Here is a 14,814-nt window from a genome sequence, read left to right as displayed (position 1 = left end):
GGACCTCCCCGTCGCTGGTTTCGTGAACCGCCTCCGTCGTCTTTCGACATCGGGCGTGGCGTCGGCGCGGCCAGGGCCGCCGCCGGTCGTTTTTACCCCGTGGGCTCCAGCGCGTCGCGCAGGTAGCGCGCCCAGTTGCCGCCCATGATCCCATCCACGTCGGCCGCGGAGAAGCCGCGCTCGCGCAGCGCGTCCGCGAGCTTCGGCATGTCCGCCGAGCGCTGGAACCACGCCGGCTGATCGGGCCACGGCGTGGCGGCGAAGCGCTCGCGCTCGGCCTGGGGCACCAGGCGCCAGCGGCCGTTGCGCATGTAGTCGATCGTGCGCCCGTCCCAGCCCTGGCACAGGTCGGAGCCGATGCCGATGTTGCCGGTCCCGGCGATCTCGGCAGTGCGCGCGACCATCGCGGTGAAGGTGTCCAGCGTCGTCTGCGCGCCGTCCGCGAGGTGCGGCGGATACAGCGAAAAGCCGAACATCCCGCCGCTTTCGCCCAGCGCGCGCAGGACGTCGGTGCTCTTGTTGCGCGGGGTGTCGTGGAAAAAGCGCGGGTTGGCGTGTGTCACCGCCACGGGGCGGCTGGACAGCTCGATGGCTTCCAGGGTGGTGCGCTCGGCCGAGTGGGACATGTCGATGACCATGCCCACGCGGTTCATCTCCGAGATGACTTCGCGGCCGAAGCGCGAGATGCCCGGATCGTCCAGCTCGGCGCAGCCGGCGCCGATGAGGCTGAGGTTGTTGTAGGTGAGCTGCATCACCTTGAGGCCGGCGTCGTTCATCACCTGAACGAGGCCGACGTCGTCGTCGATGGGCGAGCAGTTCTGCGCGCCCAGCAGGACGCCGATCCGCCCCTCGTCCCGCGCGGCGTCCAGGTCGCCGCCGCGCCGGATGGGGCGGATCAGGTCCGCGTTCTCACGCAGGCGCCAGTTCCATTCGCCCAGCCGGGTGAGCGTGTCGCGCGCGCGTTCGTGGTACGCGATCGTCACGCCCACGGCCGTCATGCCGCCGGCCCGCCAGTCCTCAAAGTGGCGGCGGGTCCAGTTCGAGTACTGGAGCGCGTCGATGACGTGGCCGCTGAGCTGGTGCCCGGTCGTCTGGGAGCCGCTCGCCTGCGTGGCTGCCATGCCGCTGCCTCAGGGCTTGGTGTAGGTGGTCTTGGTGACGGTGTAGAACTCGCGGGCGTACTGCCCCTGCTCGCGCGGGCCGTAGCTGGACGCCTTCATGCCGCCGAAGGGCACGTGGTAGTCCATGCCGCCCGTGGGCAGGTTCACCGTCACGATCCCAGACTTGCTGTTCGCCTTGAAGTGGCTGGCGTGCTTCAGCGAGGTCGTGCAGATGGAGCTGGTGAGGCCGTAGTCGGTGTCGTTGGCCGTCGCCAGCGCCTCCTCGTAGTCCTTCACCTTGATGACGGCGCAGACCGGGCCGAAGATCTCCTCGCGGTTGATGCGCATGTCGTTGCGCGTGCCCGTGAAGAGCGCCGGCGAGAGGTAGTGGCCGCGCGTCTCGCGGTTGAGCAGCTGGCCGCCGGTGTGCAGCTCGGCGCCCTCCTGCTTGCCCAGCTCGATGTAGTCCAGGTCCGTCTGCAGCTGGCTCTCGTCCACGACCGGACCCATCTTGGTGTTCTCGTCGAGCGCGTGGCCGACGGTGTAGCCGTTCAGCTTCTCCGTCAGCGCCTCGACGAAGCGGTCGTGGATGCCCTCGGTGACGACGAGGCGCGAGGACGCCGTGCACTTCTGCCCCGTGCCCGAGTAGCCGTTGAGCGCGGCCGAGGCGGCGACCTCTACGTCGGCGTCGTCCAGCACCACGAGCGGGTTCTTGCCGCCCATCTCCAGCTGCACCTTCTTCATCGTCTCGGCGCAGCGGCGGGCAACGTGCGCGCCCGTCTGGGCCGAGCCGGTGAAGGTGACGGCGGCGACGTCGCGCGAGGTCAGGATGGTCTCGCCGACCACGCTGCCCCGGCCCATGACGAGGTTGAAGGCGCCGTCCGGCAGGCCCGCGCGCGAGATGATCTCGGCCAGCGCCCACGCCGTGCCGGGCACGAGGTCGGCCGGCTTGAACACCACGGTGTTCCCGTAGGCCAGCGCGGGGGCGATCTTCCACGCCGGGATGGCGGCCGGGAAGTTCCAGGGCGTGATGATGCCGACGACGCCGAGGGACTCACGCCGCACCTCGACCTCGACGCCGGGGCGAACGGACTGCGTGAAGTCGCCGTGCAGGCGCAGCGTCTCCCCGGCGTAGAACTTGAAGAACTGCCCGGCGCGCGCGATCTCGCCCACACCCTCGGCGAGCGGCTTGCCCTCCTCGCGGGAGAGCAGGCGGCCGAGCTCGTCCTTGCGGGCGATCAGCTCGTCGCCGATGCGCTCCAGCGGCGCCTGGCGCTGCTCGGGCAGCAGGGAGGTCCAGGTCGGGAACGCCTGCTTCGCGGCGGCAATGGCTTCCTCGACCTGGGCCGTGCTGGCCTGGGCGTAGGTGCCCACGAGGTCGTCCAGGTCGGACGGGTTGTGGTTCTCCGTCACCGCATCACCCGCGGGCGCCCAGCGGCCGGCGATGTAGTTGGGGTGGGCGTCGGTCGTCAAAGCGGCTCCTCCCGAAGCTGGTTGTGAGCGCGCCCCTGTGTGCGCGGCAGCGCGAGCGTGTGCGGTCCCGATCGACGTGTCCACGATCCGGACGGGGGCCGTATGGGCAGGCTCGCGCGCGGCACATCGGGGTCGCGTCCGCGGCGATCTGCCTATAAGCTAGAGAAAATGGTCCGGCCATTTAATTAAAAATGTCTCATGGTTTGATAGGGGTGGCTTATGAAGGGTGCCGGTCCGGCAATGAATGTCACGCTCAAGCACCTCCAGGCCTTCGTCGCCGTCGCGCGCGAGGGCAGCTTCACGCGCGCGGCGCGGCGGCTGGCGCTGTCGCAGCCGGCGCTGACCATCCAGATCAATCAGTTCGAGGAGGAGCTGGGGGTGCGGCTGTTCGACCGCACTACCCGGCGCGTGATGCTCACCGACAACGGCACCGAGTTCCTGCCCACGGCCGAACGCCTGCTGGACGATTTCGAATCCGCCATCGCCGATGTGCGCGAGGTCGCCCAGCGCCGGCGCGGGCGGGTGAGCGTCGCCACGCTGCCCTCGATCGCGCTCAAGGCCATGCCGGACATCCTGGCGGCGTTCCGCGACACCTACCCCGGCATCTCGGTGCACCTGCACGACGCCAACGCCAGCGGCGTGCAACGCCGCGTGTCGCGCAAGGAGGTCGACTTCGGCCTGGCGTCGATGTGGGAGCCGGACGCCGACCTCGCCTTCGAGGCCGTCATGCGCGATCCCTTCGGGCTCGTCTGCCGCGCCGATCATCCCCTGGCCGAAGCCACCGGGCCGGTGCGCTGGCGCGAGCTGGCCGGCCACACCTTCCTCGGCCTGGGCCACGACACCGGCATCCGGCCGCTGGTCCAGTCCGTGGACGGCCTGCCCGACAACCTGCGCCAGCCGGAGGTGGAGGTGTCCAACATCGCCACGCTGGAGGGCATGCTGGTCGCCGGCCTGGGCATCAGCGTGTTGCCGCGCCTGGCCATGCCGGACCATCACCCAAACGACCTGATCTTCCGGCCCTTGGTCGAACCTGAATTGGCACGCGACATATGCCTGATCACGCGCCAGGGGCGCTCGCTGTCGCCAGCTGCGGAAAGCATGCGCGACATGGTGATCGCACGGTTGGGCGGGTCCGGAGCCCCCTGAGACGCATCCGCCCGGAGACCTTGTCGATCCGCCCATTTTTGCTTTCCAATTTATAAGCTGAACTAAGCGTTTCTTTAATTTTTTTGATTTGTTTATAAGATCGCCTCTTCTTTTAATCGTGACAATAATGCGACATGGTGTCCCCACGCGGATGTCATGCGCATTGGCCCTGCCGGCGAACAGCAGCCGGCCGCGCGGCTCCACACCACATCGGACGGAACAGGGACGGCATCATGGCGGAGAATGTGGCTGAACGCGGGTCGGAGGAGCGGATCGGCATGAACGCCGGTCTTGGCGACCCTTGGGTGCTGGGCATCAGTGGCGGCTTTGTGATCGCCTTCCTCGCCTTGTCGGCCTACGACGTGAACCTGCTCTCCGAGCTGGTCAGCGGGGGCTTCACCTGGACGGCGAAGTATCTCGGCTCCTTCTTCCAGGCGATCCTGCTGCTCACCTTCTTCATCGCCATCGGGGTGGCGATCTCCCCGGCGGCGAGCGCCAAGATGGGCAACCTCGACCAGCCGGAGATGAGCACCTTCAAGTGGGTGTCCATCATCCTGTGCACGCTGCTGGCGGGCGGCGGCGTCTTCTTCGCCGCGGGCGAGCCGGTGTACCACTTTGTCGCACAATCGCCCCCGGCCTTCGGCGCCGAGACGGGAACGGCGGCGGCGGTGCAGGCCGCCCTGGCGCAGTCCTTCACGCACTGGGGCTTCCTGGCGTGGGCGATCCTGGGCTCGCTGACCTCGCTGGTCCTCGTGCACGCGCACTACACCCACGGCAAGCCGCTGCAGCCGCGCACGCTGCTCTTCCCCGTGTTCGGCGAGCGCGTGATGCGCGGCGCCTTCGGCGGCATCGTGGACGCGGTCTGCGTGATCGCGGTCGTCGCCGGGACGGTCGGGCCCATCGGCTTTCTGGCGACCCAGGTGGCCTACGGCATGGAGGTGCTGTTCGGCATCGAGGACAGCTACGGCTCGCAGCTCGCGGTGCTGGTCGTGCTGGGCGGCATCTACGTGACCTCGGCGCTGACGGGCATCCACCGCGGCATCCAGTTCCTCTCGCGCATGAACGTCTTCCTGGCGCTTTTCATTGCCGCCGTGATCTTCGTTTTCGGCCCCACGCTGTTCCTCCTGAACAGCTACCTCCAGGGCTTCGGCACCTACGTCAGCAGCTTCCTCGAGACGTCCACGATGACGGCGCAGACCGCGCCCGACTGGTGGATGAAGTGGTGGACGGTCTTCTTCTTCGCCTGGTTCCTGGGCTACGGGCCGCTCATGGCGCTGTTCGTGGCGCGCATCTCGCGCGGGCGCACGATCCGCGAGATGATCGTGGCCGTGGCCATCGCCGCGCCCGTCGCCACCACGGTCTGGTTCACGCTGCTCGGCGGCTCGGGCATCTACTACCAGATGCAGGGCGTCATCGACCTCAAGGAAGCGCTGACCAACTTCCAGTTCGACGTGGCGACGCTGACCGTGGCGCAGGCGCTGCCGTTGGGCCTCGTGATGGCGGTGCTGATCCTGATCCTCACCACCATCTTCGTCGCCACGACGGGCGACTCCATGAGCTACACCATCTCCATGGTGGCCTCCGGCCACGACCAGCCCGCCCGGTCGGTGCGCGCGTTCTGGGGCATCACCATGGCCGTGATGGCGGCGATCCTGCTCTACATGGGCGCCGGCCAGGTCAGCGCGCTGCAGCAGTTCATCGTGATCACCGCGATCCCGGTTTCACTGGTCCTCTTGCCATCGCTCTATCTCGGGCCCAAGGCGGCCTACGACATGGCCCGGGAGCAGCGGATCGTGAGCTGAATCGCCCGCTTGCATCCTCCCCGCGGCGATTGGGGGCGTGCTCCGGCACGCCCCCATTTTTGTGCCTTTGACGCCACGCCTCTGCGCGCCATTTCGAAAGCATGTCCGACACGCCCGCCGTCACCGTCTACTACGATGCCGCCTGCCCGCTGTGCCGACGCGAGGTCGCCTGGTACCGGCGCCTGGACCGCGCGGGCCGCATCGCCTGGGCGGACGTGGGTGCCAGCGCGGACACCCTCGCGGCCCAGGGGATCAGCCAGGCCGACGCGATGGCGCGCATCCACGCCCGGCGGCCCGACGGGCGCATGATCTCGGGCGCGGCCGTGTTCGTCGCGATCTGGCGCCATCTTCCGGGTTTCAAGCTGATCGCGCCCGTGGCCGGGTGGAAGCCTGTGCTGGCGCTGCTGGAGCGCGCCTACGTGTGGTTCGCCGAACGCCGGAACCGCCTGACCGGTAAGGGCTGCGACGCGGACGGCTGCGCGGTGCGGTAAAATCGCGCCCCCACGACGCTTGCAGGCCCCCCGCCGCGGTCGCGACCATGTCCTCAAGCAAGAACGCTTGGGGAGGTCGCGCCATGCTGCCCGCCGCGCGGGGCTACGATGCCCTGGTCCGCCAGTTCCGCTGGGAGATTCCCGAACGCTTCAACATCGGCGTCGAAGTCTGCGACCGCTGGGCCGAGCGCACGCCGGACGCGCCCGCGCTGGTGCAGTGGACGGATGGCGGCGTTCAGGAGATGCCCTTTCGCGAGTTGCGCCGCCGCGCCGATGCGCTCGCCAACGCGCTCGCGGGCTTGGGCGTACGGCGCGGGCAGCGCGTGGGCATCCTGCTGCCCCAGTGCCCGGAAGCCGCGATCGCCCACATCGCCGTCTACAAGCTGGGCGCGGTCGCGGTGCCGCTGTTCACCCTCTTCGGCGCGGACGCCCTGGCTTTTCGTCTTGGCGACAGCGAGGCGGTGGCGCTGATCGGCACGCCCGACGGACTCGCGACCGTGGACGCCGTGGCCGACCGCGTGCCGGCACTCACCCACCACATCGCCGTCGGCGGCCCGGCGCCGGGGGCGCACGCCTTCGAGGACCTGCTGGCGCAAAGCCGCGACCGCTTCACCGCCGCCGACACGGCCGCCGACGATCCGGCGCTCGTCATCTACACCAGCGGCACCACGGGGCAGCCCAAGGGGGCGCTGCACGCCCACCGCGTGCTCGCCGGGCACCTGCCGGGCGTCGAGTTCCCGCACGAGATGTTCCCGCAGCCCGGCGACCGCTTCTGGACCCCGGCCGACTGGGCGTGGATCGGCGGCCTGCTGGACGTGCTGCTGCCCAGTCTGGCGCACGCCGTGCCGGTGGTCGCGCACCGCTTCGCCAAGTTCGACCCCGAGCAGGCCTTCCGGCTGATGGCGGAAACCGGCGTGCGCAACAGCTTCATGCCGCCCACGGCGCTGAAGATGCTGCGCCAGGTCGAGCGGCCGGTGGAACGCTTCGGCGTGCGCCCGCGCACGCTGGCAAGCGGCGGGGAAACGCTCGGCTCCGGGTTGCTGGACTGGGGCCGCGCGACCTTCGGCCTGACCATCAACGAATTCTACGGCCAGACCGAGTGCAACCTGATCGTCGGCAACTGCGCCGGCCAGCTCGACTCGCGCCCCGGCTCGATGGGCAAGCCCATCCCGGGCCACACCGTCGCCGTTGTGGACGGTGACGGCACCCCGCTGCCGCCGGGCGCCGAGGGCACCGTGGCGGTCAAGCGGCCCGACCCGGCGATGTTCCTGGAATACCTCAACCGGCCCGAGGCCACGGCCGAAAAATTCGCCGGGGACTGGATGCTCACCGGGGACACCGCGACGACGGACGCGGACGGCTACCTCTGGTTCGTCGGCCGCGACGACGACGTGATTTCCAGCGGCGGCTACCGCATCGGCCCCGGCGAGGTCGAGGACAGCCTGGGCAGGCATCCGGCGGTGGCGATGGCCGCCGTGGTGGGCGTGCCCGACGAGCTGCGCGGCCAGCGCGTGAAGGCCTTCGTCGTGCTCCAGGGCGGGCACGCCCCGTCCGAGGAGCTGACGCGCGAGCTGCAGCGGCACGTGAAGACCAACCTCGCCGCGCACGAATACCCGCGCGAGATCGAGTATGTGCCGGGATTGCCGCTCACCGCGACGGGCAAGATCAAGCGCAAGGATCTGCGCGAGCAGGGCTCGGGCGCGTGTCCATCGGGGTGACCCGCCTCACCCGTAGGACGCCACGGGCTCGCCGAACGTCGCCGGGTCGAGGGTGAGGCCGAGGCCCGGCCCGTCCGGCACGGCCACGTGGCCGTCGCGGATCGTCATGGGCGCGGCCGGATCGTAGGACTCGCGGATGTAGGGCGCGGCGAGCCAGACGCCGTCCAGCAGGCCGTCGGGCACGGTCGCGGCGAGGTGGACGCACGCGGCGGCCACGATGTCCCCGCCCCAGGAATCGTCGCTGGTCTGCGGGATGCCGCGCGCGGCGCAGACGTCGCGGATGGCGCGCATGGCGCTCAGCCCGCCCGAGCGCGTGAGCTTCAGCGCCAGCCCGTCGCAGACGTTCCAGCTCAGCGCGCGCAGGATGGTCGCCAGATCCTCCGCGCTTTCGTCCAGGTAGACCGGGTGGCGCAAGTGCTGCCGCACGGCGGCGATCTCGTCCATGCTGTTGCAGGGCTGTTCCAGCGACAGCGGGATGTCGGCGCAGGCGTTCGACAGCAGCATGGCGTCGCGCCCGGTCCAGCCGCGATTGGCGTCGGCGACGAGGCGGGCGTCGGTGCCCACGGCCGCCCAGACCGCGCGCAGCGTGGCGATGTCCTGCTCCACCGCGCGCCCGCCGACCTTGATCTGCAGGCGCCGGAAGCCGGCGACCACCTTCTCGCGCGCCTCGCGCGCCACCTGCTCCGGCTCGCCGACGCTGGTGGCATGGTAGGCGGGCACCCGCTCGCGCCGGCCGCCGCCGAGCAGGTCGCAGATGCGCCGGCCGTAGAGCTTGCCCGCCAGATCCCAGAGCGCGATGTCGATGGCCGCCTTGGCGTAGCCGTGGCCGTCCAGGCGCGCGTCCATCTCGCTGCGCACGACCTCGATGGCGCGCGCGTCCTGGCCGATCAGGCCCGGCGCCACCTCCGCCAGCGCCGCGCGGGCGCCCAGCGCGTGGTGGGCCTGATAGACGGGCCCCACGGGACAGGTTTCGCCCCAGCCGACATGGCCGCTGTCCGTGACCACGCGCACGACCGTGGTGTCCAGGGCGTCGACCGTGGTGCGCGCCATGCGGAACGGCCCGCCCGCGACGGGCAGGTCGTGCTGGTGGACGTGGATCTCCCGGATGCGCATCACAGGTTACCTCCCCGCCGCGTCCTACACCGCGACCGGGAGCGCGTCGATGGGACGCCACGGGGCCGCGGGGCTGTCCGCCTCCCGGCGGGCCGCCATGCCGCTTGACCGTGGTTAAAGGCCGCGGGCGGCCGCCGTGCTATATTGCGATGCGAAATACTTGATCGCACCGCAGCACGGCGGAGGTTTGCATGAGCGACGCGGGACGGGTGGCCCTGGTAAGCGGCGGCGTCCGCGGCCTGGGCGCGGCCATGTGCCGGCAGCTTCACGCGCGCGGCTTCCGCGTGGCGGCCACGCACCTGCACGCCGACGAGGCCGCGGCGGCCTTCGCGCGCGAAACGGATCTGCCCGTCTACGAATGGGACGTTTCCGACCCCGACGCGTGCGCGCAGGGGATCCGCAATGTCGAAAACGATCTCGGCCCCGTCGACGTGCTGGTGAACAACGCCGGCACCAACGCCGACCGCATGTTTCACAAGATGACCCACGCCGAGTGGGACAAGGTGATCCGCGTCGACCTGGGCTCGATGTTCAACATGACCCACCCCGTGATCGCCGGGATGCGCGAGCGCGGCTACGGCCGCATCGTCAACGTGTCCTCGGTGAACGCCCAGAAGGGGCAGATGGGGCAGACGAACTACTGCGCCGCCAAGGCGGGCGTGCTGGGCTTTACGCGCGCATTGGCGCTGGAATCCGCGGCCAAGGGGATCACGGTCAACGCCGTCGCGCCGGGCTACGCGGACACCCGCATGGTGGAAGCCGTGCCCGAAAAGGTGATGAAGCAGATCCTGGGGCAGGTGCCCGTCGGCCGCCTCGCCGCGCCCGAGGAGATCGCGCGCTGCGTCACCTTCCTGGCCGGCGAGGACGCCGGCTTCATCACCGGCGCCACCCTCTCCGCCAACGGTGGGCTGTACATGATCTGACCGCGCCCGGCGTTTAACCCGTCGCCGCGACAGGCTATCCCGGTGGGCGTGACCGCCCGCCGGGGGATCGCCGATGGCGCTCGATCTAACGCTCGCCGTTCCGCTTTTCCTGGTGTGCGCCGCCGTCATCGCCGTCGGCGGCGTCGCCATGACCGCCGTGGCCGACTGCCTGGCCGACCGCACGGGCTTCGGCGAAGCGCTGGTCGGCGGCATTCTGCTGGGCATCAGCACCTCGTTTTCCGGCACGGTGACCTCGATCACCGCGGCCGTGGAGGGGCATGCGTCCCTGGCGGTGTCCAACGGCATCGGCGGGATCGCGGTGCAGACCGTCTTCCTGGCCGTGGGCGACATCCTTTACCGCCGCGCCAACCTGGAGCACGCCGCCGCCTCGGCCACGGCCCTCGTGCAACTCGGGCTGCTGCTGCTTCTGCTGGGGCTGCCGCTCATGGCGGCGACGATGCCGGCGGTCGCGGTGGCCGGGCTGCATCCCGTGAGCCCGGTGCTGCTCGCGGTCTATCTGGCGGGCGTGCGCCTGACCCGCAGCGTGCAGCAGCAGCCCATGTGGTTCCCGCAGCGCACGGCGGAGCTGCGCGTCGACCAGCCGGAAGCCGACCCCTTCCCCAGCCTCTCCACGGCCGCGCTGGCGCTGCGCTACGCCGGCCTGGCGGCGATCCTGGGCCTCGCCGGCTGGGGCATCGCGCAGACGGGCATGGACATCGTGCGCGCCACCGGCCTGTCGCAGAGCTTCGTGGGCGCGGCCTTCACGGCCACGTCAACGTCCCTGCCCGAGCTGGTCATCACCCTGGCGGCGGTGCGCCGGGGCGCGCTCCAGCTCGCGGTGAGCGGGATCGTGGGCGGCAACACCTTCGACGTGCTCTTCCTCGTGCTCTCGGACGCGGGCTACCGCCCGGGCTCAATCTATCACGCCGTCGGCATGCCCGAACTCTTCCTCATCGCCTGGGCCATCGTGATGAGCGCCGTGCTCATGCTCGGCCTGCTCCACCGCGAAAAACGCGGCTGGGCGGCGATCGGCTGGGAAAGCGTGACCCTGATCGCGGTCTATCTGCTGGGGCTGCTGGTGCAGGTGTGGGCGATCTGACCGCCACGCGGCGGGGTGTGCGGCATCGCGGCGCGCGATCAGCGCTTGCGGACACGCCGCCAAACCTCGACCGTTGACCGCCCGAAGGCTTCGCAGGCAGCGCGTTCCCCATGCGCATCCTCCGCTCCGCCATGATCCTCGTCGTGCTCGCCGCGCTCGCCGGCGGCGGCTACTGGACCTGGCGCACCTATGTCCGCGCCCAGGACGACGGCCCGCTGACGCTCTACGGCAACGTCGACGTCCGCCAGGTCGATCTCGCCTTCAACGCCGAGGGCAAGATCGCCGAAATTCCCGTCGAGGAAGGCGACCGCGTGGAAAAGGGCCAGGTGCTCGCGCGCCTGGACAGCGACACCTACGAAAACATGGTCGCCGCGGCCGAAGCGCGCCTGGAAGAAAGCCGCGCCCGCCTGACCGAGCTGGAAAACGGCACCCGGCCGCAGGAGATCGAGCGCGCCCGCGCCGCCGTGGAGCAGGCCGAGGCCCGCGTGCGCATGACCCGTATCACGCGCGAGCGGCGCGAGCGCCTGCGCGGGCCCAGCTACGTCTCGGAGTCCGCCTACGACGAAGCCGTGCGCGCCCACGAAGAGGCCAAGGCCGAACTGCGCCAGCGCAGGGCGGAACTGGACCTCGCCGTGGAGGGTCCACGCACGGAGAAGATCGCCGCCGCGCGCGCCCAGGTGGCCTTCAACGAGGCGACGCTGCGCCTCGCCCGCGAGCGGCTGGACAACACCACGCTCACCGCGCCGGAAGCCGGCACGGTGCTTACCCGCGTGCGCGAGCCCGGCGCCACGGTCGGTCCCACGGCCACGGTGATGACGCTGGCCCTCCGCGAGCCGATGCGCGTGCGCACCTACGTCTCGGAAACCAACCTCGGCCAGGTCGAGCCGGGGATGCCGGTCGCCATCACCACCGACAGCTTTCCGGACAAGGTCTACGAGGGCCACGTCGGCTTTATCTCGCCGACCGCCGAGTTCACGCCCAAGACGGTGCAGACGCCCGAGCTGCGCACCTCGCTCGTCTACCGGGTGCGCGTGATCGTGGACAACCCGGATGCCGGGCTGCGCCAGGGCATGCCGGTGACGATCGAGCTGCGCGCCGAGGGCGAAACCGGGTCATGACCGCGGCACCCGTCGCGCTGGAGGGGGTGACGAAGCGCTTCGCCGGCGCCGAGCGTCCGGCGCTCGACGGCCTGACCGCCAGCGCCGAAGCCGGGCGCATCACCGGGCTGGTGGGGCCGGACGGCGCGGGCAAGACCACGCTGCTGCGCCTGATCGCGGGGCTGCTGGTTCCCGACGCGGGCAGCGTGGCGGTGGCGGGCGGCGCGGATCGCGGCGAGCCGGGCACGCTCGGCTACATGCCCCAGGCCTTCGGCCTCTACGAGGATCTGACGGTCGCGGAGAACCTGGCGCTCTACGCCGACCTCCAGGGGCTCCCCCCGGACCAGCGCGGCGAGCGTCTGGACCGCCTCTACCGCTTCACCGGGCTCGGCCCCTTTTCCGACCGGCTCGCGGGCAAGCTCTCCGGCGGCATGAAGCAGAAGCTGGGGCTGGCCTGCGTGCTCGTGCGCCCGCCGCGCGTGCTGCTGCTGGACGAGCCCAGCGTCGGCGTCGATCCCCTCTCCCGCCGCGAACTGTGGGGCATGGTGCGCGAGCTCGCCGACGCGGGCATCGCGGTGCTCTGGTCCACCGCCTACCTGGACGAAGCCGGACAGTGCGACGCGGTGTGGATGCTCGACCGCGGCAAGCTGATCGCCAGCGGCCCGCCCGACAGCTTCCTGGCCGAGGTGCGCGGGCGAACGCACCGCATGCCCCTGCCCGAAACGGGCCGCCGCGCCGTCCACGCCGCCGCGCTCGCCCGGCCCGGCGTGCTGGACGCGCAGGTTCAGGGCCGCAGCCTGCGCCTGCTGCTGGCGGACGGTGCAAACCTGCCCGATGCGGATGCCATCGGCGCGGCCGGGCCGGCGGCCCCGACCGAACCCGGCTTCGAGGACGCCTTCGTGGCGCGGCTGCGGGACCAGGCGGACACCGGCCCGTCCGCGGCCGCCGACGACGACCGCACCCCGACCCACGGCGGCGCGCGCGACGGCCCCGCCATCGAGGCCGCCGACCTCACCAAGCGCTTCGGCGATTTCACGGCCGTCGACCGCGTCAGCTTCCGCGTGGCGCCGGGCGAGATCTTCGGCCTGCTCGGCCCCAACGGCGCGGGCAAGTCCACCACCTTCCGCATGCTCTGCGGCCTGCTGCCGGCGAGCGGCGGGCGCGCCCAGGTAGCGGGGCTGGACCTGGCCCACGCGCGGGCGGAAGCGCGCGGGCGCATCGGCTACATGAGCCAAGCCTTCTCGCTCTACGGCGACCTCTCGGTGCGCCAGAACCTGCGCTTCTTCGCCGGGGTCTACGGGCTGGCGGGCGCCCCCGCGCGCCGCGCCATCGCGCGGGCGGTCGAAAGCTTCGGCCTGGGGCCGCACGCGCGCACCAACGCCGGGCGGCTGCCGCTCGGCTTCAAGCAGCGGCTGGCGCTGGCCTGCGCGGTGATGCACCGGCCCGCGATCCTCTTCCTGGACGAGCCAACCTCCGGCGTCGATCCGCTCACCCGGCGCGAGTTCTGGACGCGCATCACCGCCATGGCGGAGGCGGGGGTGACGGTGCTCGTCACCTCGCACTTTCTGAACGAGGCCGAATACTGCGACCGCCTGGCGATCATGCACCGCAGCCGCGTCGTCGCGCTGGGCACGCCCGACGGCCTCAAGCGCGAGCACGCGGGCGACGGCGAGGCGAGCCTGGACGACGCCTTCGCCGCGCTCATCGAAAAGCAGGGCACGGAGGCGGCGGCATGAGCGCGCGGCGGCTGCGCGGGCTGATGCGCAAGGAGTGGCTGCAGATCCTGCGCGACCCCTCCTCGGTCGCCATCGCCTTCGTCGTGCCCGTGGTGCTGCTCTTCCTCTTCGGCTACGGCGTTTCGCTCGACGCGGAGGACGTGCCCGTGGCCGTGGTGCTGGAGGAAACCAGCCCCGCCGCCAACGACTTCCTCACCGCGCTCGACGCCTCCGCCTACTTCGTGCCCTCCGTCTACCGCGCCCGGCCGGCCGCCGAGCGCGCGCTCATGGCCGGGCGCGTGGACGCCATCGTGGTCCTGCGCGCGGCCTTCGACGAGCGCCTGTACGGCGACGGCCCGGCCCCCATCCAGGCCATCGTGGACGGCACCAACGCCAACCGGGGGCGCGTGCTCCAGGGCTACATCCAGGGCGCGTGGGAACGCTGGCTGGCCCACCGCGAGGCCGCCGACGCCCTGACGCGGCCCGAGCTGATCTCGGTGCAGCAGCGCGTCTGGTACAACCCCAGCGTGGACAGCGGCAACTTCATCGTCCCCGGCCTGGTCGCCATCATCATGACGCTGATCGGGGCGCTGCTGACGGCGCTGGTGGTGGCGCGCGAATGGGAGCGCGGCACGATGGAGGCGCTCTTCGCCACGCCCGTTCGCCCCGCCGAGATCCTGCTGGGCAAGCTGGTGCCCTACTTCATCCTGGGCATGGGCGGCATGGCGCTGTCGGTGACGATGGCGGTGACGCTCTTCGACGTGCCGCTGCGCGGCTCGCTGGCGCTGCTCGCGCTCGCCTCGGCCATCTTCATGGTGACGGCGCTGGGCATGGGGATCTTCATCTCCTCCCTGGCGCGCAACCAGTTCGTCGCGGCGCAGGCGGCGATCATGGCGACGATGCTGCCGGCGATCATGCTCTCCGGCTTCATCTTCGACATCGCCGCCATGCCGCAGTGGGTGCAGGCGGTGACCTACCTCGTGCCGGCGCGCTACTTCGTCTCCATCCTGCAGACCGTCTTCCTGGTCGGGGACGTGTGGCCCGTGATCTGGCCCAACCTCCTGGCGCTGGCGGCCTTCGCCACGGTGTTGCTGGCCGTGGCGGCGCGGCGCACGCGCAAACGGCTGGCGTGAGGCG

The 14,814-nt window shown here is 70.9% G+C and carries 12 protein-coding genes; 9 read left to right on the top strand and 3 right to left on the bottom strand.

Features of this window, described 5'->3' with window-relative positions; genetic code table 11:
* Nucleotides 1-92: 92 nt before the first annotated feature.
* The gene (locus BLQ43_RS06380; protein WP_090019300.1) at nt 93-1,121 is read right to left on the bottom strand and encodes a membrane dipeptidase; all 1,029 of its coding nucleotides are present in this window, start codon (nt 1,119-1,121) and stop codon (nt 93-95) included.
* A 9-nt stretch (nt 1,122-1,130) separates the two neighbouring features.
* Nucleotides 1,131-2,573 carry an aldehyde dehydrogenase family protein gene (locus BLQ43_RS06375; RefSeq protein ID WP_090019299.1) on the bottom strand — a complete coding sequence of 481 codons (1,443 nt, stop codon included), beginning with the start codon at nt 2,571-2,573 and terminating at the stop codon, nt 1,131-1,133.
* Nucleotides 2,574-2,792: 219 nt separating this feature from the next.
* Between BLQ43_RS06375 and BLQ43_RS06370 the strand changes: the two genes are divergently transcribed.
* The 4 genes from BLQ43_RS06370 to BLQ43_RS06355 all read left to right on the top strand — a co-directional run bounded on the left by BLQ43_RS06370 (nt 2,793) and on the right by BLQ43_RS06355 (nt 7,730).
* The gene (locus tag BLQ43_RS06370; RefSeq protein WP_090019298.1) at nt 2,793-3,719 is read left to right on the top strand and encodes a LysR family transcriptional regulator; all 927 of its coding nucleotides are present in this window, start codon (nt 2,793-2,795) and stop codon (nt 3,717-3,719) included.
* Between the two features lie 233 nt (nt 3,720-3,952).
* Nucleotides 3,953-5,521 (top strand): BCCT family transporter, encoded by a 1,569-nt coding sequence (locus BLQ43_RS06365; protein WP_245659488.1) that lies wholly within the window; start codon nt 3,953-3,955, stop codon nt 5,519-5,521.
* Between the two features lie 101 nt (nt 5,522-5,622).
* Nucleotides 5,623-6,012 (top strand): thiol-disulfide oxidoreductase DCC family protein, encoded by a 390-nt coding sequence (locus BLQ43_RS06360; protein WP_090019297.1) that lies wholly within the window; start codon nt 5,623-5,625, stop codon nt 6,010-6,012.
* An 83-nt stretch (nt 6,013-6,095) separates the two neighbouring features.
* Nucleotides 6,096-7,730, top strand: coding sequence for an AMP-binding protein (locus BLQ43_RS06355; RefSeq protein ID WP_090019296.1), 1,635 nt, complete (start codon nt 6,096-6,098; stop codon nt 7,728-7,730).
* A gap of 6 nt (nt 7,731-7,736) precedes the next feature.
* Here the strand turns inward: BLQ43_RS06355 and BLQ43_RS06350 are convergent, their stop codons facing one another.
* The gene (locus tag BLQ43_RS06350) at nt 7,737-8,843 is read right to left on the bottom strand and encodes a mandelate racemase/muconate lactonizing enzyme family protein (protein WP_090019295.1); all 1,107 of its coding nucleotides are present in this window, start codon (nt 8,841-8,843) and stop codon (nt 7,737-7,739) included.
* A gap of 191 nt (nt 8,844-9,034) precedes the next feature.
* Between BLQ43_RS06350 and phbB the strand changes: the two genes are divergently transcribed.
* The 5 genes from phbB (at nt 9,035) to BLQ43_RS06325 (ending at nt 14,810) form a co-directional block, all read left to right on the top strand.
* Nucleotides 9,035-9,766 (top strand): acetoacetyl-CoA reductase, encoded by a 732-nt coding sequence (phbB, locus tag BLQ43_RS06345; protein ID WP_090019294.1) that lies wholly within the window; start codon nt 9,035-9,037, stop codon nt 9,764-9,766.
* 73 nt (nt 9,767-9,839) lie between these two features.
* Nucleotides 9,840-10,865: a sodium:calcium antiporter gene (locus BLQ43_RS06340; protein WP_090019293.1), complete on the top strand. Its 1,026-nt coding sequence runs from the start codon at nt 9,840-9,842 to the stop codon at nt 10,863-10,865.
* 110 nt (nt 10,866-10,975) lie between these two features.
* On the top strand, nt 10,976-11,983 hold the full coding sequence (locus tag BLQ43_RS06335) for an HlyD family secretion protein (protein WP_090019292.1): 1,008 nt from the start codon (nt 10,976-10,978) through the stop codon (nt 11,981-11,983).
* The gene (locus tag BLQ43_RS06330; RefSeq protein ID WP_090019291.1) at nt 11,980-13,698 is read left to right on the top strand and encodes an ATP-binding cassette domain-containing protein; all 1,719 of its coding nucleotides are present in this window, start codon (nt 11,980-11,982) and stop codon (nt 13,696-13,698) included. Before BLQ43_RS06335 ends, BLQ43_RS06330 begins: the two co-directional genes overlap by 4 nt.
* Complete coding sequence (locus tag BLQ43_RS06325) at nt 13,695-14,810, top strand: ABC transporter permease (protein ID WP_090019290.1); 1,116 nt, start codon at nt 13,695-13,697, stop codon at nt 14,808-14,810. The genes BLQ43_RS06330 and BLQ43_RS06325 overlap by 4 nt, the downstream gene beginning before the upstream one ends.
* The last annotated feature ends 4 nt before the right edge of the window (nt 14,811-14,814 follow it).

Source organism: Limimonas halophila (assembly GCF_900100655.1).
Classification (GTDB): domain Bacteria; phylum Pseudomonadota; class Alphaproteobacteria; order Kiloniellales; family Rhodovibrionaceae; genus Limimonas; species Limimonas halophila.
Note: the sequence above shows the minus strand (reverse complement) of the source record. Positions and strands in the feature narration are given on the sequence as shown.